This window comes from Pseudomonas sp. NFACC37-1, from assembly GCF_900101575.1.
In the GTDB taxonomy this organism is placed as follows: Bacteria; Pseudomonadota; Gammaproteobacteria; order Pseudomonadales; family Pseudomonadaceae; genus Aquipseudomonas; species Aquipseudomonas fluorescens_AA.
The window spans coordinates 1-15,898 of record NZ_FMUZ01000051.1 but is presented as its reverse complement, the minus strand read 5'-3'; the positions used below and the strand labels follow the sequence as shown (position 1 = coordinate 15,898).

Below are 15,898 nucleotides of genomic sequence, written 5' to 3'. Positions count from 1 at the left end.
CGAGGCTGGCGCATGCCTGGAGGACTGCCAATGAGTATTCCCGCGAATGCCTTAAAGGAAGATGAGCTTTTCCACTATGCATCCCTGGACCCCGACGCTGCCGACGAGCTGGCTCGCAGGATAGCGTCCGGAGACATAGACCCGAACGCTGGACTGGAAGAGCTTCGCGAAGATATTCGCATGCTCGAAAGCCAGGCAGATGACGCCGAGGACGAAGCCAATCTGCTTCGCACCTACATGTCGGACGCCAGTGATCTCATCCGGCGCGCGATGGACCCCGAAGAAAAACAATTTTCAGTCAACGAGCTGCTTAAAGAAGCTCTCGACCGCCTGGAGTAAAGTCATGACCACATTCGCCGTATTCGGAATGAGTGAAAACTGGGCTCGCGAAGAGGCCAGAGAAAACACAAGCACCCACAAAATTGTAGATGGAAGGCGGATTGAGCGAACGATTCGGGAGTGGGAGGAGGCAGTAGAGGATTATGTGGAGAAGATCATGGCAGGTAAAAAGTGCGTCCGCCTGTCTCCGATGTTCGACGCCCCCCCAGTACGCTCAGCAGTTCATTGAAATAGCCAGGGCGAGCATCGTTTGCCGTGACCTGAAAATCAGGACCAAGGCAGTCTTGGTCGACGCAAAGAACAAGCCAATCATCAACACCAAGACGGGAGCGCCCAAGGTAGGTTTTGCAGACTGGCATCCCTCCTCATCTAACGCTGCCTGATCACCCTTCATCGCCATAAACCAATCACGCCAACTGGCGAGGATCCTCTATGTCCGCACAGCAGAAAATATCCCAGGCCATCCAGGGCCAGGCAAGCATGGGCCTACCATTCGAAAAGGAACTGGTGGTGGACCTGTTCGCTGGCGGCGGCGGCGCCAGCACCGGGATCGCTAGGGCGTACCGGGAGCCGGATGTCGCGGTGAACCACAACCCAATCGCCCTCGCCGTCCACCGCGCAAACCACCCACAGACAGCGCACTATGTTGCTGATGTGTTTGAGGTGGATCCTCGGGAGGCAACCGGAGGGCAGCCGGTGGCGATCATCTGGGCATCGCCGGACTGCCGTCACCATAGCAAGGCCAAGGGCGGCGCGCCGCGTGACCGTGGCGTTCGTGGCCTGGCCTGGGTAGTAATTCGCTGGCTGTTCGTAACGAAGTCGCGCCTGCTTTTCCTTGAGAACGTCGAAGAGTTCTGCGACTGGGGGCCGATCGACGAAGAAGGCCAGCCCATCAAGGCTGAGCGCGGGCGAACGTTCAAGGCGTTCATTGCCGCGATCAGCACCGGATTACCAGCCGACCACCCGGACATGCCGGAGATCGTGGAGGCCATTGGCGAGTTCGTGCCCATGGAAGCCCTGGTGCGCGGCCTGGGCTACAACGCCGAATGGCGCGAGCGGATCGCGGCGAACGCCGGCACCCCGACCATCCGCAAGCGCCTGTACCTGGTAGCTCGTCGCGACGGACAACCAATCGTCTGGCCGGCACCGAAGCGCCACAAGCACCCGACCGGTAAGCAACAGCCATGGCGAACCGCAGCAGAGTGCATCGACTGGAGCAACGTCGGCCGCACCATCTTCCGCGAGCGCCCGATGGCGAAGAACACAATGCGCCGAGTCGCCAAGGGCTGCTGGCGGCACGTACTGACAAGCGCCAGGCCCTTCATTGTTCCGATGCGAGGAACCTCGGAATCGCACACCAGCACTCACGGCACCGACAACGCGCTGTCGACCATCAGCGCCGGCGGCACACATCACGCTCTGGTGCAACCGGTCGCCGCCCCCTTCCTCGCCGAATGCGCCAACGGCTCGGCCCAGCGCAACTTCGACGTACAGGAGCCGTTGCGGACTCAGGTCGCACAGGTTAAAGGTGGGCACTTCGCGGTCGTCGCTGCTCACATGACCGCGTTCGGCCAGAACGCCGTCGGCAGCCTGCCTGACGAGCCAGTGCAGACCGTCATGGCTGGCGCCGCCCGGCACGGAATCGTCACTGCATTCTTCGAGCAGGCCAACGGCGGGTTCTACGACGGTGACGGCCGTGCCGCCGACTCGCCGCTCTCGACCATCTGCCAGTCCGGCGCCAATCAGCGACTGATCAACGCCTACCTGGTGAAGTACTACGGCAGCGAGAAGGACGGTATTTCAATGACCGAGCCGATGCACACGCTGCCGACGAAAGATCGGGTGGCCTTGATCGAAACCGTGCAGGTGCCAAACACGCTGACGCCTGAGCAGCTTGAAGGCGCCCGCCGCTGCGCCGCCTTCATGCACGAGTACCTGCCGGAGCACTTCAAGGATCCGGCGGACATGGTAATGGTCGGCGGTTACGTGCTGGTGGATATCACCCTACGCATGCTGCAACCGCCTGAGCTGAAGGCCGCCCAGGGCTTCGATAAGGATTACATCATCGAACGCGGCCTGTTCGTCGACCCGGTCACCGGCGCCGAAGAGTGGCGCGAAATCAAGAAAGTTGACCAGGTGCGGCTAATCGGCAATAGCGTCTGTCCGGACGAAGCTGAAGCCCTAGTCGCCGCCAATGCCGCCGACATCATCGAGCTTTATCAGCTACTCGCCGCATAAATCCCCCACTCCACCGCCCGGGCATGCCCCGGCAAAGGACATAGCCATGCCCGTAGAAAACGAACACGCCGAGCCGTTTCAGCGCGAAGACCGCTACATCGTCATCAAGCGCAGCGACCTGAAAAAAGTGCCCGTGTCTTACCGCAGTAGCTTGGTAGACCCGATGTTCTCGCTGCTGTCCCACCTCCCACGACGCGAATGCCTGGTCATAGAAAGTGACTGGCCGGAGTACGAATCGTACTGGCAGATGATCGAGCGGCGCATGACCTGGCAGCCATCAGTCACAGCAGCAGAGGAGCTGGAAGCCGTCCAGCACTGGCGCGGCAAGCATGCCCTGGCGATGCGCGAGCGTGACGCCCTGCAGCAGCGCCTGAACGCAGCGGACCAGCGCATCGATGAAACGCAGGCCTCGCTGAAGGATCTGATCAGCGCCGTCCGGTCAATCAATTGCAGCCAAGCCTACAGAGTCACGGTTATTGGCGACGATGAGCCGCAGTATCGGCAGAGGAAGGAGTGGATCGATTGGGTCATGGAGCTTTGCGACAAGGCCGAGGCAGGGATTGAGCAACCCTCGCCGGCAGTAGTGGTGCCCCCATTCGCAGAACAGGTGATCCACAAGCTGCAACGCTTCCAAGAGTGCGCAGAGGACGGGCAAGACGCGGACATAAGCCGACAATGGTTTGACCTGCTCACCCGGCTAGGCCTCCTGAATCGCGTGCAGCGCAGCCCTGCCATTTGGGAAATCACGCAGCAGGGCGACGACTGCCTCAAAGCAGCAAAGCTCAAACCCTCTCTCTAACCCCTCTCCCTTCAAAGTCAGCCGCTATAGCGGCAAGGACGAACTCGCATGAAAAAAATGTACTGGATCCTGCGCGCCGCTCTGTACATGCGGAGCGTTATGGGCTGGTGGAAGCCTAAAGACCTGGCCTTCTGCTGGGAAACCGCCTCGGTGATCTACGACAACTATGAGTATGAAGGCCGTCTCAGTGAAATCGGCGAGCCGGCCGAGGAGATAGCCGAAGAGCTCAGTTGCTGGAGTGATTGACCCATGATGACCAAAGCCCTGGCCCTCAGCGCAATCCTGTGGGGCCTTATCATCCTCTCTGCTGCATTGGTGATGTCATGAGCGACCCAAAACCAAAACCTTGTCCCGAGTGCGGGGACGATGACCTCGAAATCGACAGCGCCTCGAATGCAGCGAGCTGGGTTGAATGTCGCGGCTGTGAATTCAAGCTCCAGCACGCCTGCTCCGAAGAAGCGGTTATCCGCCGCTGGAACAAACTCGAACGCAAAATCAAACAGGTGACGCCATGATCCTCCCCCTGCTCTACATGGCCTGGCTCGTGTATCGAGGGCCGAGGCCATGAATGATCAGCAACTGCTGGAGCGTGCAGCGCGTGCCGCTGGAATCGGCCCGATCCTTTGCTACGAGAAAGCCAGAAACTGTCTGCGCATTGGCGACCGAAAACAGTACCGTCTATGGCGTCCGCTAGATGACGACGGCGATGCCTTGCGTTTGGCGGTAGCCCTGCTGCTCGATATTGAATGGTGGTCGAGCATCCAGTGCGTGACTGTCCAGCGTCGAGGATTCGGCGAAACAATCGCATGGCTTGGCGAGGAATCCCGTAGCGGGGCGCTTCGCCGAGCGATCACCGGCGTTGCAGCGAAAATCGGTATCACCCTCCCCTAACCCCAATCCCCCTAGAGCCTGCCGGTGAACGGCGGGCGGAGCTATGCCATGAACAAAGAAGAAATCGCGACCCTGCCGCCAAAAATAGAAATCGCCATCAAGGCCGGCCAGGCCGCCGCCAATGCATGTGCGGACGACGGCGGCAGCGCCAACTGTGACCGCGTTGTTATCCCAATGCCCGGGGTTCGTGAGTCATGGGTGAAAGGGCTGCGCGGCTACCTCCAGGAGGCGACTGGCTGGCACCGCCGGGGCTTTCACCTCGACACGCCTTTTGCGGGTATCGGCAATCGCCGCTATGCCGGCGTTCAGGCGATGCACAAATCACTCAAGGACCAGGGCGTCGACTGCTACGTCTGGTACCAAATGGATTAACCACCTTCTGCCGCCACGCGCGGCATGGAGCACACCCATGTCTGCAAAAAAACTGTTCGAGATATTCATCTCTGGCCTGCTGTACCTGCTGGTCAGCCTCCTCTGGTTCGCCTACGCCGTCCCGGGAATGCTCGAGCACGGAACGGACGCAGCCCTGATCACTGCCGGCTTCGGCTCGCTGGCCTGGCTCGCTGCCACCGGCTGCATCGTTATTTACATCATCCAGAAGGCGCGGCCCGCGTAAATCACTCAGCCGCCAGGAGCGGCACGGAGCGAATAGTGACCATCACCAAGATCATCAAGGGCCCACACCGCTTTGGCGGCTTCTGGTGGGTCATCGCCGACTGCGGCGGTATCAAGCAGCACATGTCCTTCCGCACCGAGCAACAGGCACGCCAGGTTGCCGTTGGGCAGGACAGCGTGACCATCCACTAGACGTCTGCCGCCGAGCGCGGAGCGGAGCACCAATGCGCCTGATATCCATCAGCCAGGCGGCCGAAATGTTGAGCATCGGCCGCACAACGGCTTACGCCCTGGCAAAGGCCGGGAAAATCCCATGCGTACGCGGCTTCGGCCCGCTGCGCGTTCATTACGAAAAGCTCGTCCAGATGATCGAGGCCGGTATCCCTGATACCCTCCCGATCGCGGGCGGCGTACCCGAGGAGAAGGTATGCCCTATAAAAGAGGTAAAACTTGGTGGATCAGTTTCACCGCAGCAGATGGCACGTACGTTAGACGCTCTGCTGGCACCGAGGACTACGCAGCAGCCAAGGCCTTAGAGCAGGAGCACCGCGGCGCGGCCTGGCGGCAAAAGGAGCTGGGTGTTGATCCTCCCAGGACATTCGAAGAGGTCATGGTCGAGTACCTGGGTAATGCAGCATCGTCGCAGAAAAGCTTTGCGACCACCCAATACCGGGTCAAATCGTTGCAGCGACACTTCGCCGGGATGATGATGAACGAGATTTCCGGCAAGGACGTGCGGGAGTACTCGGCGGCCAGGACCAAGGCCGGCAAGTCGTCGGCCACCATCAACCGCGAACTGGCAGCATTGTCCGCCGCCATCAACTGGTGTGTGACGGAACTGGAATGGAAACTGCCGAACCCGGTCAAGGGCCGAAAGCTGAAAGAGCCAGAAGGCCGGGTCCGCTGGATCACCCGGGCAGAGGTCGATGGCCTGTGTCGGATTGTGAGAAAGCAGCGCTTTGGCGACATGCTCGAGGACTTTATCCGGCTGGCCGTGAACACCGGATGCCGGAAAGAGGAAATGCTGGGGCTTGAATGGCGCCGGGTCGATTTTGCCAACCGGCTGATCTATCTGGACGGGGAGCACACCAAAGCCGCCAAGCGGAGAAGTATTCCGCTGAATGAAGGGGCTTTGGCTGCACTTAAAGGAAGGATGGCTGTTCGGGCGCAATATTGCCCAACAACGCCATGGGTATTTACGAGGAAAAACGGGGCAAGAGTTGCCGACCCATCAACGGGTTTCGATAACGCTTGTATAAAGGCAGGAATAACTGATTTCACGATCCATGACTTGCGTCATACGTGTGCAGCGTGGCTGGTGTCCGCCGGCGTGCCGCTCATTGAGATTCGTGATTTGCTGGGACATTCAACAATCCAGATGACCGAGAAGTACGCGCATCTTGCACCGGCCAGGGTACGAAATGCCGTCAGTGTTCTCGATATGGGCTTGTCACAATCTCGCTACAGCGATAATCCAGCGGTGCTACAGGAGGGGTATCTAAGGCTGGTAAAGCCTTGATTTATAAGGTGGTGCGGACGGAGAGACTCGAACTCTCACACCTTGCGGCGCTGGAACCTAAATCCAGTGTGTCTACCAATTCCACCACATCCGCGTATCAAGCTTTTAAAGCAAAGGCGCCAGATTGTTAGATCTGGCGCCTTTCTAGAATATGGGGTGGACGATGGGGATCGAACCCACGACAACGGGAGTCACAATCCCGTGCTCTACCAACTGAGCTACGCCCACCATATTGCCTTGTTGCCTTACTTGTGCCAAAGCTGCCTAATTGGCGCACCCGGCAGGACTCGAACCTGCGACCATCCGCTTAGAAGGCGGATGCTCTATCCAGCTGAGCTACGGGCGCCTTTTTAATCTGTATTCTTGGACGATTACAAACTAAGTGCTTTCAGTTTTGCCGAATTGAAACAACCAACTCCGCTCCACCTTCTTAACCAGTGCTAGGCTGTGCCCGACAAGTGCGACGAATGTTATAGACGGCCTGATAGGTCGTCAACTCTTTTTTAAAAAAAATTCATTTAATTAAAGGGGTTAGGGGAATTTGCAGACCAAGCGCCTTTGCCCTCGCGCCCCGGCATGCGAGAATGCGTTCTCTTTTTTTCCCCTCTCGATGGTTAACCACGCGCAATGACTGCACAACTTATCGACGGCAAATCGATCGCCGCCAGCCTGCGCCAGCAGATCGCCCAACGAGTCACCGAGCGCCGCCAGCAAGGTCTGCGCACGCCCGGCCTTGCGGTGATCCTGGTCGGCAGCGATCCTGCCTCTCAGGTTTATGTCTCGCACAAGCGTAAAGACTGTGAAGAGGTCGGCTTCCTTTCCCAGGCCTACGACCTGCCTTCCGAAACCACCCAGCAAGCGTTGGCCGATCTGATCGACCGCCTGAACGACGATCCGAACATCGACGGTGTTCTGCTCCAGTTGCCGCTGCCTGAACACCTCGACGCCTCCAAGTTGCTGGAGCGTATCCGCCCGGACAAAGACGTCGACGGTTTCCATCCTTATAACGTCGGCCGCCTGGCCCAGCGTATCCCACTGCTTCGCCCCTGCACCCCCAAAGGCATCATGACCTTGCTGGAAAGCACTGGCGTGGACCTGTATGGCCTCGATGCCGTGGTGGTGGGGGCGTCCAACATCGTCGGCCGTCCGATGGCCATGGAGTTGCTGCTGGCCGGCTGCACCGTGACCGTGACCCATCGCTTCACCAAGGACCTTGCCGGGCATGTCGGCCGTGCCGACCTGGTGGTGGTGGCCGCCGGCAAACCCGGGCTGGTCAGGGGTGAGTGGATCAAGGAAGGCGCCATCGTCATCGACGTGGGCATCAATCGCCAGGACGACGGCAAGCTGGTGGGCGACGTGGTCTACGAGACCGCCCTGCCCCGCGCTGGCTGGATCACCCCGGTACCCGGCGGCGTAGGCCCGATGACCCGGGCCTGCCTGCTGGAAAACACGTTGTACGCGGCCGAGACGCTGCATAGCTGATAGACGCGCCAACAAAGACCCTGTGGGAGCGAGCTTGCTCGCGATAGTGGTGGACCGGCCAACATCCAAGTTGACTGACACACTGCCATCGCAAGCGGGCTCGCTCCCACAGGTGTTTCCGGGACCCGGACTTAGCCGCCAGGTATCGATCGCGCAAACTACAAAATTTTCAGATTCGATTCGCCAGAATCGCCCTTCATTAAACTTTATTTATTCACAAGCCTTGGCGATACAGGCATATAGCGCTGCTATCGCCCATACTCCTAAAATGCGACGTTTTCTTTAAAAGTCGTTGCTCAACGGCACCTTCAACTCCATCGAGTCTACTCGCGTGAAAATCCGCCTTTCGATCATCAGCCTGTTCATCGCTTTCACAGGCCCCTTCATCACGCACAATGCCGTTGCACAGGAAACCATCGCGGCCCCTCGGGATTCGGCCAAGCTGCAAGTGGCCTCGGGCAGCGCGATGCTGCTGGACCTGCAGACCGATAAAGTCGTTTATTCCAGCAACCCGGACGTGGTGGTGCCCATCGCTTCGGTGACCAAGTTGATGACCGGCCTGATTGTGCTGGATGCCAAACAGAACCTGGATGAATACATTTCCATCACCATCGCCAACACCCCAGAGATGAAGGGTGTGTTTTCCCGGGTCAAGCTCAACAGCGAACTGTCGCGCCGGGACGTACTGCTGATCGCCCTGATGTCTTCGGAAAACCGCGCCGCCGCCAGCCTCGCCCACCACTATCCGGGCGGCTATGCGGCATTCATTGCCGCCATGAACGCCAAGGCCAAGGCACTGGGCATGACCAGCACCCATTACGTCGAACCCACGGGCCTGTCGATCAACAACGTCTCCACCGCCCGGGACCTGACCAAGCTGTTGATCGCCGCCCGCAAGTACCCACTGCTGAGCGAACTGAGTACGACCAAGGAAAAGACCGTTACTTTCCGCAAGCCTGTGTACAGCCTGGGATTTCGCAACACCGACCACCTGGTCCACAAGGCCAACTGGGATATCCAGTTGACCAAGACTGGCTTCACCAACCAGGCCGGCCACTGCCTGGTGCTGGTGACGAAAATGGGCAATCGCCCGATGGCGCTGGTGATCCTCGACGCCTTTGGCAAGTACACACACTTCGCCGATGCCAGCCGGATTCGTAGCTGGGTGGAAACCGGAAAAAGCGCCGCCGTGCCCGCGGTGGCCCTGCAATACAAGGCCGCCAAGAATCTCAAGAGCCGCCAGAGTGGCGTGGTGGAAGCCTCCAAATAATTCAACGGCACTAAACCTGTGGGAGCAACGCTTGCTCGCGATAGGGATGAGCCAGTCGACAATGCCGTTGACTGGTCTGCCGCCATCGCGAGCAAGCTTTGCTCCCACAGGTTACTTATGGCTTCAAGTCCCCCAGCGGATCATAGGGCTTGGGCTTGCGCTCATCCTTCTTGTCCAGGGGCGCCTTGGCCGGCCCTACCGGGTCGACCTGAGGATCCTCAAGGTCCGGCGAATCCGGATCGAACCCCAGGTCATCACCGCTGGAATGCTCTGATGAATGCGGCCCCGAAGGTGTTTTCGACTGTGCCATGCTTGCCTCCTCCAATCACGGGCGGAAAAATGCCCAACCCTGACGATAGGAGCCTCAAGCCCGCCGGGTCGTGCCCGGCAAGTGACGAACGGAGCGCTTGATCAATGTGCAGCGCCCAGGGCCTTGGTGGCCCGCGCTGCGGCTTGTTCCTGCCCTTCGCCCCCCAGATCAGCCGCCGCTTTCAGCCAACGCTGCGCGTCGACATTGGCGGGAAGCTGCGTGGGTCGCTGGAGCAGCACCGCCCAACCGCCGGCGCTCTGGAAGGCCGACTCGAAGGCACTGAAGCTCATCAACTGCCGCCGGTTCATGCCTGCACGCAGCAACACCGTCTGCTTCTGACGGTTGTAGCCGGCGAGAATCCCATACCGAGGCGCGGCCCAGAACGCCGAACCGTCGATATAGCGCACCAGCACCGGATAGCCCGCCGCGACCTGCTCCAACAGCGCAGGCAGCTTGGCGTCCAGGGGATACACCAGCAACCCGTACTCCCGCGCCAGGGTGGGCATATTCTGCTGCAAACCGGCTTCGCCACCGGGCAGGTGCAATGGTTTTTCCAGCAGCCCCGGGGTGATGACAGTGCCTTGCAACGTCAGCAAGGCGGCCAGGGACTGCGGAGCCCCCTGGTACATTTCGCCACGGTAGAACGGCACGCTATTGAGCTCCACCCGCTCGGGCAGGCGCTGGATCTGCGGCGATACGCTGCCCGCGCAACCCGCCAGGGCAACGAGGCAGGACACCGCCAGTACCAGTGATCGAAACGATGAAATGACCGGCGACATGACGACTCTCTTGTTCAGGCACCCGGTATCCGGGCCGGGCTTGGGCCGACGATCATAAGGTGCGCACAGCCCTGGGTATAGCCATAACCATCGTTTTACGGCGGCAATAGAACGAACCGATCCGAACCACGACGCCATGGATCGATCAGTTGCAACACTTGAGCGACTAGACTGTCCATTGTACTGGGTGCGATATCCCGAACCGGGGATAGAAGGAGGCACGAATGAGCCTGACCACGACAATCCTGATGCTGATATTCGGCTGGCTGAGCGTAGCCACGGCCATGCTGTGGGGAGTGCTTCGAATCGCTCGGCGCCATCATCATGCGCCACCTGCGCCATCGGAAAAAGCCGCCAAACCTGCCCGACGCCACGCCGCCGCACACTGACCCTTCACGTTCAAACCCATAACGCTCAAATAAAAAAAGCCACCCGGGCCTGGACCCGGGGGGTTTCTGTCTGCCTGGAATCAGGCGTTGTCGGCCAGCGCCTTTTCCTTGGCCCGACGGGACAACATGTTCAACACCTCGATCGCCGCCGAGAACGCCATGGCCGCATAGATATAGCCTTTCGGTACATGGGCGCCGAAGCCTTCGGCGATCAGCGTCATGCCGATCATGATCAGGAAGCCCAGGGCCAGCATGACTACCGTCGGGTTGTCATTGATGAACTTGGCGAGCGGTTCAGCCGCCAACAGCATCACCAGCACCGATACGACGACGGCGATGATCATGATCGGCAAATGCTCGGTCATGCCCACGGCGGTGATGATGCTGTCGATGGAAAACACCAGGTCCAACATCAGGATCTGACCGATGGCCGCGGCAAAGCCCAGGGTCACGCCGGACGTGGCCGATTTGGGATCATTTGGCGCAGGATCCATGCTGTGGTGGATTTCAGTGGTCGCTTTCCACAGCAGGAACAGGCCACCGGCGATCAGGATCATGTCTTTCCAGGAGAATGCCTGGCCCAGGATTTCGATGACCGGTTCGGTCAACTGCACAATAAAGGCAATGGTGCTCAACAAGCCCAGGCGCAGGATCAGTGCCATGCCGATACCGATCCGCCGCGCCTTGGCACGATGCTGTACGGGCAGCTTGTTGGTCAGAATCGAAATGAAGATCAGGTTATCGATGCCAAGCACGATTTCCATCACGACCAGAGTCGCCAGGGCAATCCACGCGGTGGGGCTGGCGGCGAGCTGTAAAAGATAATCCATGGGTCAGTCCTGACTGATGTGACGCGTTAGATGGTTTTGGTAGGTGTTTGTGTTTCGTCAGCTTCGTCCGCTGGCTCTTTCTTCGGGCTGATCAAGCCACCGGTGGCTTCGCTGATCGCCTGTTCGGCGGCCTTGTGGGTGTCGTCGATGGCCTGCTTGGCGGTTTCCGCTGCCTGTCCCATCAGTTGCTGGGCACTTTTTTCAGCCTGTTCACAACCCGCCAGTGTCGTTACGGACATCACCAACAGGGCTGCCAGCCCCAGGGATTTGTATGTCATGGAATGAATACCTCTTGGGAGAATAAAAGGAGCACAAAAAGTGGCCCACCAATGGCGAGGCATTCTAGAGACGCGAATACTTCAGGAAAATTCGTATTTTTAGCGGTTATACTTCGGTTTTTACGAAGCAATGTGACCCCATGCTCAATTATCGACAACTGCATTACTTCTGGGTGGTGGCGAAAACCGGCAGCATCGTGCGCGCGTGCGAGCAGTTGAACCTGACGCCACAGACCATCAGCGGCCAGATTTCCCTGTTCGAGCAGACGTATAACATCAAGTTGTTTCGTCGTGTCGGGCGGCAGTTGGAACTGACCGAAGCCGGCCGCCAGACGCTCCCCTACGCCGAACACATGTTCCAGTTGGGCGGTGAACTGGAACTCATGCTGCGGGCCCAGCCCAACGAACAACAAACCCTGTTCCGGGTCGGGGTGGCGGACGTAGTGCCCAAATCCATCGTCTATCGACTGCTGGCGCCGACCATGGAGTTGAGTGAGCCGCTGCGCATCACCTGTCGCGAGGACAAGCTCGAACGGCTACTGGCGGACCTGGCGATCCAGCGCCTGGACCTGGTGATTTCCGACAGCCCGATGCCGACTCACCTGGACATCAAGGGCTACAGCCAGAAACTGGGGGAATGCGGGATCAGTTTTTTCGCCACCGCCGCGCTGGCCGAACGCTACGGACAGGACTTCCCCCATGGCCTGAATGACGCTCCGCTGCTGATTCCCGGGCCGGAGACCGTGGTGCGCAGGCGCCTGCAACGCTGGTTCGCCGAACAACAGATCCAGCCGCGCATCGTCGGCGAATTCGACGACAGCGCGCTGATGCAAGCCTTCGGTCAATCCGGCAGCGGGATTTTCATTGGCCCGAGCGTGATCGCCGAAGAGGTCAAGCGCCAATACGGCGTAGAAGTGATCGGCCAGACCGATGCGGTGAGTGAATCCTTCTACGCCATTTCCGTGGAGCGCAAGGTCAGCCACCCCGGCATCGTTGCGATTGCCGAAGGTGCGCGTCGCGAGCTGTTCAGCGCTTAACCATCCATGCAAGTCGCGCGGGGCTTGACGGTCATCAGCAGCAACGCCAGCAGAATCGATACAAAGATGAACCCGGCTGCCGCGAAGCCGACACTGCCCAGGCCCAGGTTATCGATGACTCGGCCACCGACCATCGCCCCCAGGCCAATCCCCAGGTTGGCCCCGGCAATGTTCAACGAGGCGGCAAACGCCGGCGCCTGCGGGGCCGCCTTCATCAGCCGCACATGACTGACCAGGAACAACGCGGCCTGGGTCACGCCCCAGATGCCCATCGCCGCCGCCAGCGCGAGGGGCGAATGAATGCTCGGCACCAACGCCACCATGCCGCCGATCAGGAACAGGCAGAACACCATCGACGCAATCAACGGATGCCGGTCCACCGCACGGCCGCCCAGGGAATTGCCCAGTAGCCCGACTGCACCAAAGCCCATCAGGCACCAGCCCACCAGGGTGCCATCGAATCCGGCGAGGCGCTCGAGGATGTCCGCCAGATAGGTGTAGGCGGTGAACATGCCGCTGAACACCAGGATCGACAACAGCACGTGCCCCTGCATCAGTGGGCTGCGCAGGATCTTCAACTGGGAGCGGAAGCTCACCTGATGCTGGTGCAAATTGGTTTTCGGCAAATAGATAAACAGCAACAAGGCCTTGGCGAAGGCAATGACCGCCAGGATCGCAAACGCGCTGCGCCAGCCAAACGCATCGGCAATCAACGTGCCCACTGGAATGCCGAACACCGTGGCGCAGACGATGCCGAAACCGATCCGGGCGATGGCCCGCCCGGCCAGCTGCGGCCCGACAATGTCCACCGCCGTTTCACTGGCCAGCGCCCAGAACACCGGCAGGCCCAGGGCCGGGATCAACCGGGCAATGGCCATCACCCAGATGTTGGGAGCGAAGGTGGCCAACAGGTTGGCCAGGCCGAACATCACCAGCACGCTGATAAACAGCTTGCGCCGCTCGAAGCGAGCGAACCAGGCCGTCAGGAATGGCCCGAAGGCCGCTACTGTGAACGCGAACAACGTCACCAGCAGCCCCGCCTGGGGAATGGTGACATGCAGGTCGCGGGCAATGGACGGTAACAGGCCAACGATGACGAATTCCGTGGTCAGCACGGTAAAACCGGCGGCCGACAACAGGAAAATGGGTAACAACATGCAGAACTCCAGCAAAACGACGACACCAGCGTTAGCCGGAGGCCCGCTGGCGGAAAGAAAGTGAGAGCGACAAAGCCTAACAGAATGCGTGCGTCATACAAACGCTCGGCATGGCCCGGATAAGGGTGACGGACTGTCACAGGTCCGTCAGATTTTTCATCGGCTGTGATAAAGTCCGCGGCCTGCAAATGCCGTACTTTCTCTCGGTCCGCTCATGTGGCCTGCCCGCTTGTTGCCTGATTCGTCGACCGTTGAACACAATAAAATCAGAGATGCCGCTATGACAGCTTCGTCCGTTACCCCTTTGCAACGCCTCAAACGCACCAGCCTGGTGACGCAAATCATCATTGGCCTGATCGCCGGTATTGTCCTGGCATGGCTGGCGCCCGACCTGGCGAAATCCACCGCGTTCATTGGCAAGGTCTTCGTGTCCGCACTCAAGGCCGTGGCGCCGATTCTGGTGTTCGTGCTGGTCATGGCGTCCATCGCCAACCACAAACACGGCCAGGAAACCCATATCCGCCCCATCCTGTTCCTCTACCTGCTGGGCACCTTCGCCGCAGCGGTGGTCGCGGTGGTTGCCAGTACGCTGTTTCCGTCCAGCCTGGTGCTGTCGGCCCAAGACGTCGCGGTCACGGCGCCCGGTGGCATCAGCGAGGTGCTGCAAAGCCTGCTGCTGAGCGTGGTGGATAACCCGGTCCGGGCGCTGATGGACGGTAACTTCATCGGCATCCTGGCCTGGGCCATCGGCATGGGCATCGCCATTCGTCATGCGGGCCAGACCACGCGTACCGTGCTCGAAGACCTGTCCAACGGCGTGACGGTGATCGTGCGCCTGGTCATCCGTTTCGCCCCGCTGGGGATTTTCGGGCTGGTGGCCTCGACCCTGGCCACGTCCGGCTTCGGCGCCCTGCTGGGGTACTTGCACCTGCTCACCGTGCTGATCGGTTGCATGCTGTTCGTGGCGTTGGTGGTCAACCCACTCATCGTGTGCTGGAAACTGCGTCGCAACCCTTACCCACTGGTGTTCACCTGCCTGCGGGAAAGTGGCATCACGGCGTTTTTCACGCGCAGTTCGGCGGCGAATATTCCGGTGAACCTGGAACTGAGCAAACGCCTGGGCCTGCACGAAGACACCTATTCGGTGTCGATCCCCCTGGGCGCGACCATCAACATGGCCGGCGCCGCCATCACCATCACCGTACTGACCCTGGCGGCCGTGCACACCCTGGGTATTGTGGTGGACGTGCCAACCGCCGTGCTGCTGAGCGTTGTCGCCGCGATTTGCGCGTGCGGTGCATCCGGGGTGGCCGGCGGTTCGCTGTTGCTGATTCCCCTGGCGTGCAGCCTGTTTGGCATTCCCAGTGAGATCGCCATGCAAGTGGTCGCGGTGGGCTTCATCATCGGTGTCCTGCAGGACTCGGCGGAGACGGCGTTGAACTCGTCGACGGATGTGCTGTTCACGGCGGCGGCGTGCCTGGGTGAGGAAGAGAAGCTCGCGCGTACGGCGTGACAATTGCCGTGGCTGTGGGCTTGTCATCGCAAGCAGGCTAGCTCCCACGGGGGCAACGGCGCTCACACAATAGCCGCTACGCCACCAATCCTAATGCAATGGTCCTCTCAGACCTCCCCCAGTGAAAGCTAAGCTTTCACTGGGGGATCTACCGGAGACCGCCGCCATGAATACTGACAATCTTGCTATTACCAGCTTGGATCTAGGCAAAAACTGCTTCCACTTCTACGGTCAAGATAACCGCGGGCGCCACCTGTTCCGTGCCAAGGTTTCACGCGCTCAGGTTTTTGCCTTCATTGCTCAACTGCCCGCTTGCACCCTGGCTATGGAAGCCTGCGGCGGTGCGCATTTCATGGGCCGATTCGCAGTCAGTTGTGGCCATCAACCCAAACTCATAGCAGCCCAACATGTACGTCCTTACGTCAAAAGCAACAAGAACGACTATGTCGATG

The 15,898-nt window shown here is 59.8% G+C and carries 22 protein-coding genes, 3 tRNA genes and 1 pseudogene; 18 read left to right on the top strand and 8 right to left on the bottom strand.

The window, feature by feature from the left end; translation table 11 throughout:
• The first annotated feature begins 30 nt into the window (after window positions 1–30).
• The 12 genes from BLP82_RS28525 to BLP82_RS28480 all read left to right on the top strand — a co-directional run bounded on the left by BLP82_RS28525 (window position 31) and on the right by BLP82_RS28480 (window position 6,401).
• Window positions 31–339 (top strand): hypothetical protein, encoded by a 309-nt coding sequence (locus BLP82_RS28525; protein ID WP_092176448.1) that lies wholly within the window; start codon window positions 31–33, stop codon window positions 337–339.
• Window positions 340–343: 4 nt separating this feature from the next.
• On the top strand, window positions 344–568 hold the full coding sequence (locus BLP82_RS31785; protein WP_170842393.1) for a hypothetical protein: 225 nt from the start codon (window positions 344–346) through the stop codon (window positions 566–568).
• Window positions 569–771: 203 nt separating this feature from the next.
• Complete coding sequence (locus tag BLP82_RS28515; protein WP_092176440.1) at window positions 772–2,577, top strand: DNA cytosine methyltransferase; 1,806 nt, start codon at window positions 772–774, stop codon at window positions 2,575–2,577.
• A 46-nt stretch (window positions 2,578–2,623) separates the two neighbouring features.
• Window positions 2,624–3,376 carry a hypothetical protein gene (locus BLP82_RS28510; protein WP_092176435.1) on the top strand — a complete coding sequence of 251 codons (753 nt, stop codon included), beginning with the start codon at window positions 2,624–2,626 and terminating at the stop codon, window positions 3,374–3,376.
• A gap of 48 nt (window positions 3,377–3,424) precedes the next feature.
• Window positions 3,425–3,622 (top strand): hypothetical protein, encoded by a 198-nt coding sequence (locus tag BLP82_RS28505; RefSeq protein ID WP_092176430.1) that lies wholly within the window; start codon window positions 3,425–3,427, stop codon window positions 3,620–3,622.
• 77 nt (window positions 3,623–3,699) lie between these two features.
• A complete protein-coding gene (locus BLP82_RS31035; RefSeq protein ID WP_139197981.1) occupies window positions 3,700–3,891 on the top strand; it encodes a Lar family restriction alleviation protein in 192 nt (63 codons plus the stop codon).
• 49 nt (window positions 3,892–3,940) lie between these two features.
• Complete coding sequence (locus BLP82_RS28500; RefSeq protein WP_092176426.1) at window positions 3,941–4,267, top strand: hypothetical protein; 327 nt, start codon at window positions 3,941–3,943, stop codon at window positions 4,265–4,267.
• A gap of 48 nt (window positions 4,268–4,315) precedes the next feature.
• The gene (locus BLP82_RS28495) at window positions 4,316–4,639 is read left to right on the top strand and encodes a hypothetical protein (RefSeq protein WP_092176422.1); all 324 of its coding nucleotides are present in this window, start codon (window positions 4,316–4,318) and stop codon (window positions 4,637–4,639) included.
• 37 nt (window positions 4,640–4,676) lie between these two features.
• Window positions 4,677–4,883, top strand: coding sequence for a hypothetical protein (locus BLP82_RS28490; RefSeq protein ID WP_092176418.1), 207 nt, complete (start codon window positions 4,677–4,679; stop codon window positions 4,881–4,883).
• Window positions 4,884–4,918: 35 nt separating this feature from the next.
• The gene (locus BLP82_RS31305; RefSeq protein ID WP_170842392.1) at window positions 4,919–5,074 is read left to right on the top strand and encodes a hypothetical protein; all 156 of its coding nucleotides are present in this window, start codon (window positions 4,919–4,921) and stop codon (window positions 5,072–5,074) included.
• A gap of 32 nt (window positions 5,075–5,106) precedes the next feature.
• Window positions 5,107–5,418 carry a helix-turn-helix domain-containing protein gene (locus BLP82_RS32225; RefSeq protein ID WP_092176413.1) on the top strand — a complete coding sequence of 104 codons (312 nt, stop codon included), beginning with the start codon at window positions 5,107–5,109 and terminating at the stop codon, window positions 5,416–5,418.
• On the top strand, window positions 5,310–6,401 hold the full coding sequence (locus BLP82_RS28480) for a tyrosine-type recombinase/integrase (protein ID WP_092176409.1): 1,092 nt from the start codon (window positions 5,310–5,312) through the stop codon (window positions 6,399–6,401). Before BLP82_RS32225 ends, BLP82_RS28480 begins: the two co-directional genes overlap by 109 nt.
• A 9-nt stretch (window positions 6,402–6,410) precedes the next feature.
• Here BLP82_RS28480 and BLP82_RS28475 read toward each other — a convergent pair.
• The 3 genes from BLP82_RS28475 to BLP82_RS28465 all read right to left on the bottom strand — a co-directional run bounded on the left by BLP82_RS28475 (window position 6,411) and on the right by BLP82_RS28465 (window position 6,747).
• Window positions 6,411–6,495, bottom strand: a tRNA-Leu gene (locus BLP82_RS28475).
• A gap of 58 nt (window positions 6,496–6,553) precedes the next feature.
• A tRNA-His gene (locus tag BLP82_RS28470) sits at window positions 6,554–6,629 on the bottom strand.
• A gap of 41 nt (window positions 6,630–6,670) precedes the next feature.
• Window positions 6,671–6,747, bottom strand: a tRNA-Arg gene (locus tag BLP82_RS28465).
• Between the two features lie 281 nt (window positions 6,748–7,028).
• On the opposite strand from BLP82_RS28465, the gene folD reads away from it, so the two are divergent.
• A complete protein-coding gene (folD, locus tag BLP82_RS28460) occupies window positions 7,029–7,883 on the top strand; it encodes a bifunctional methylenetetrahydrofolate dehydrogenase/methenyltetrahydrofolate cyclohydrolase FolD (RefSeq protein ID WP_053120836.1) in 855 nt (284 codons plus the stop codon).
• Between the two features lie 331 nt (window positions 7,884–8,214).
• Complete coding sequence (gene pbpG / locus BLP82_RS28455; RefSeq protein WP_060738325.1) at window positions 8,215–9,153, top strand: D-alanyl-D-alanine endopeptidase; 939 nt, start codon at window positions 8,215–8,217, stop codon at window positions 9,151–9,153.
• A 115-nt stretch (window positions 9,154–9,268) separates the two neighbouring features.
• Here the strand turns inward: pbpG and BLP82_RS28450 are convergent, their stop codons facing one another.
• Both BLP82_RS28450 and BLP82_RS28445 read right to left on the bottom strand, forming a co-directional pair.
• Window positions 9,269–9,463, bottom strand: a complete 195-nt coding sequence (locus tag BLP82_RS28450) for a DUF6021 family protein (RefSeq protein WP_092176405.1) — start codon at window positions 9,461–9,463, stop codon at window positions 9,269–9,271.
• 101 nt (window positions 9,464–9,564) lie between these two features.
• A complete protein-coding gene (locus BLP82_RS28445; protein WP_092176401.1) occupies window positions 9,565–10,242 on the bottom strand; it encodes a hypothetical protein in 678 nt (225 codons plus the stop codon).
• 224 nt (window positions 10,243–10,466) lie between these two features.
• On the opposite strand from BLP82_RS28445, the gene BLP82_RS31300 reads away from it, so the two are divergent.
• Window positions 10,467–10,631, top strand: a complete 165-nt coding sequence (locus tag BLP82_RS31300) for a hypothetical protein (RefSeq protein WP_170842391.1) — start codon at window positions 10,467–10,469, stop codon at window positions 10,629–10,631.
• A gap of 80 nt (window positions 10,632–10,711) precedes the next feature.
• Here the strand turns inward: BLP82_RS31300 and BLP82_RS28440 are convergent, their stop codons facing one another.
• Window positions 10,712–11,461, bottom strand: a complete 750-nt coding sequence (locus tag BLP82_RS28440) for a TerC family protein (RefSeq protein WP_060738328.1) — start codon at window positions 11,459–11,461, stop codon at window positions 10,712–10,714.
• Window positions 11,462–11,487: 26 nt separating this feature from the next.
• Window positions 11,488–11,739, bottom strand: coding sequence for a hypothetical protein (locus BLP82_RS28435; protein ID WP_092176397.1), 252 nt, complete (start codon window positions 11,737–11,739; stop codon window positions 11,488–11,490).
• 140 nt (window positions 11,740–11,879) lie between these two features.
• Between BLP82_RS28435 and nhaR the strand changes: the two genes are divergently transcribed.
• A complete protein-coding gene (gene nhaR / locus BLP82_RS28430) occupies window positions 11,880–12,776 on the top strand; it encodes a transcriptional activator NhaR (RefSeq protein WP_092176393.1) in 897 nt (298 codons plus the stop codon).
• Here the strand turns inward: nhaR and BLP82_RS28425 are convergent.
• On the bottom strand, window positions 12,773–13,933 hold the full coding sequence (locus BLP82_RS28425) for an MFS transporter (RefSeq protein ID WP_072405360.1): 1,161 nt from the start codon (window positions 13,931–13,933) through the stop codon (window positions 12,773–12,775). The two genes, nhaR and BLP82_RS28425, sit on opposite strands and share 4 nt — an antisense overlap.
• 280 nt (window positions 13,934–14,213) lie before the next feature.
• Between BLP82_RS28425 and sstT the strand changes: the two genes are divergently transcribed.
• Both sstT and BLP82_RS31030 read left to right on the top strand, forming a co-directional pair.
• Complete coding sequence (sstT, locus tag BLP82_RS28420) at window positions 14,214–15,446, top strand: serine/threonine transporter SstT (RefSeq protein WP_092176388.1); 1,233 nt, start codon at window positions 14,214–14,216, stop codon at window positions 15,444–15,446.
• A 166-nt stretch (window positions 15,447–15,612) separates the two neighbouring features.
• Window positions 15,613–15,898, top strand: a pseudogene (locus BLP82_RS31030) (IS110 family transposase); the annotation flags it as partial.

Coding starts and splice junctions, on each gene's coding strand:
- BLP82_RS31035 (WP_139197981.1), top strand. CDS start 3,700: ATGAGCGACCCAAAACCAAAACCTTGTCCCGAGTGCGGGGACGATGAC.
- BLP82_RS28450 (WP_092176405.1), bottom strand. CDS start 9,463: ATGGCACAGTCGAAAACACCTTCGGGGCCGCATTCATCAGAGCATTCC.
- BLP82_RS28425 (WP_072405360.1), bottom strand. CDS start 13,933: ATGTTGTTACCCATTTTCCTGTTGTCGGCCGCCGGTTTTACCGTGCTG.
- BLP82_RS28525 (WP_092176448.1), top strand. CDS start 31: ATGAGTATTCCCGCGAATGCCTTAAAGGAAGATGAGCTTTTCCACTAT.
- BLP82_RS28445 (WP_092176401.1), bottom strand. CDS start 10,242: ATGTCGCCGGTCATTTCATCGTTTCGATCACTGGTACTGGCGGTGTCC.
- BLP82_RS28480 (WP_092176409.1), top strand. CDS start 5,310: ATGCCCTATAAAAGAGGTAAAACTTGGTGGATCAGTTTCACCGCAGCA.
- BLP82_RS28505 (WP_092176430.1), top strand. CDS start 3,425: ATGAAAAAAATGTACTGGATCCTGCGCGCCGCTCTGTACATGCGGAGC.
- folD (WP_053120836.1), top strand. CDS start 7,029: ATGACTGCACAACTTATCGACGGCAAATCGATCGCCGCCAGCCTGCGC.
- BLP82_RS28515 (WP_092176440.1), top strand. CDS start 772: ATGTCCGCACAGCAGAAAATATCCCAGGCCATCCAGGGCCAGGCAAGC.
- BLP82_RS32225 (WP_092176413.1), top strand. CDS start 5,107: ATGCGCCTGATATCCATCAGCCAGGCGGCCGAAATGTTGAGCATCGGC.
- sstT (WP_092176388.1), top strand. CDS start 14,214: ATGACAGCTTCGTCCGTTACCCCTTTGCAACGCCTCAAACGCACCAGC.
- BLP82_RS31785 (WP_170842393.1), top strand. CDS start 344: ATGACCACATTCGCCGTATTCGGAATGAGTGAAAACTGGGCTCGCGAA.
- BLP82_RS28495 (WP_092176422.1), top strand. CDS start 4,316: ATGAACAAAGAAGAAATCGCGACCCTGCCGCCAAAAATAGAAATCGCC.
- BLP82_RS31300 (WP_170842391.1), top strand. CDS start 10,467: ATGAGCCTGACCACGACAATCCTGATGCTGATATTCGGCTGGCTGAGC.
- BLP82_RS28500 (WP_092176426.1), top strand. CDS start 3,941: ATGAATGATCAGCAACTGCTGGAGCGTGCAGCGCGTGCCGCTGGAATC.
- BLP82_RS28490 (WP_092176418.1), top strand. CDS start 4,677: ATGTCTGCAAAAAAACTGTTCGAGATATTCATCTCTGGCCTGCTGTAC.
- BLP82_RS28435 (WP_092176397.1), bottom strand. CDS start 11,739: ATGACATACAAATCCCTGGGGCTGGCAGCCCTGTTGGTGATGTCCGTA.
- nhaR (WP_092176393.1), top strand. CDS start 11,880: ATGCTCAATTATCGACAACTGCATTACTTCTGGGTGGTGGCGAAAACC.
- BLP82_RS28440 (WP_060738328.1), bottom strand. CDS start 11,461: ATGGATTATCTTTTACAGCTCGCCGCCAGCCCCACCGCGTGGATTGCC.
- BLP82_RS28510 (WP_092176435.1), top strand. CDS start 2,624: ATGCCCGTAGAAAACGAACACGCCGAGCCGTTTCAGCGCGAAGACCGC.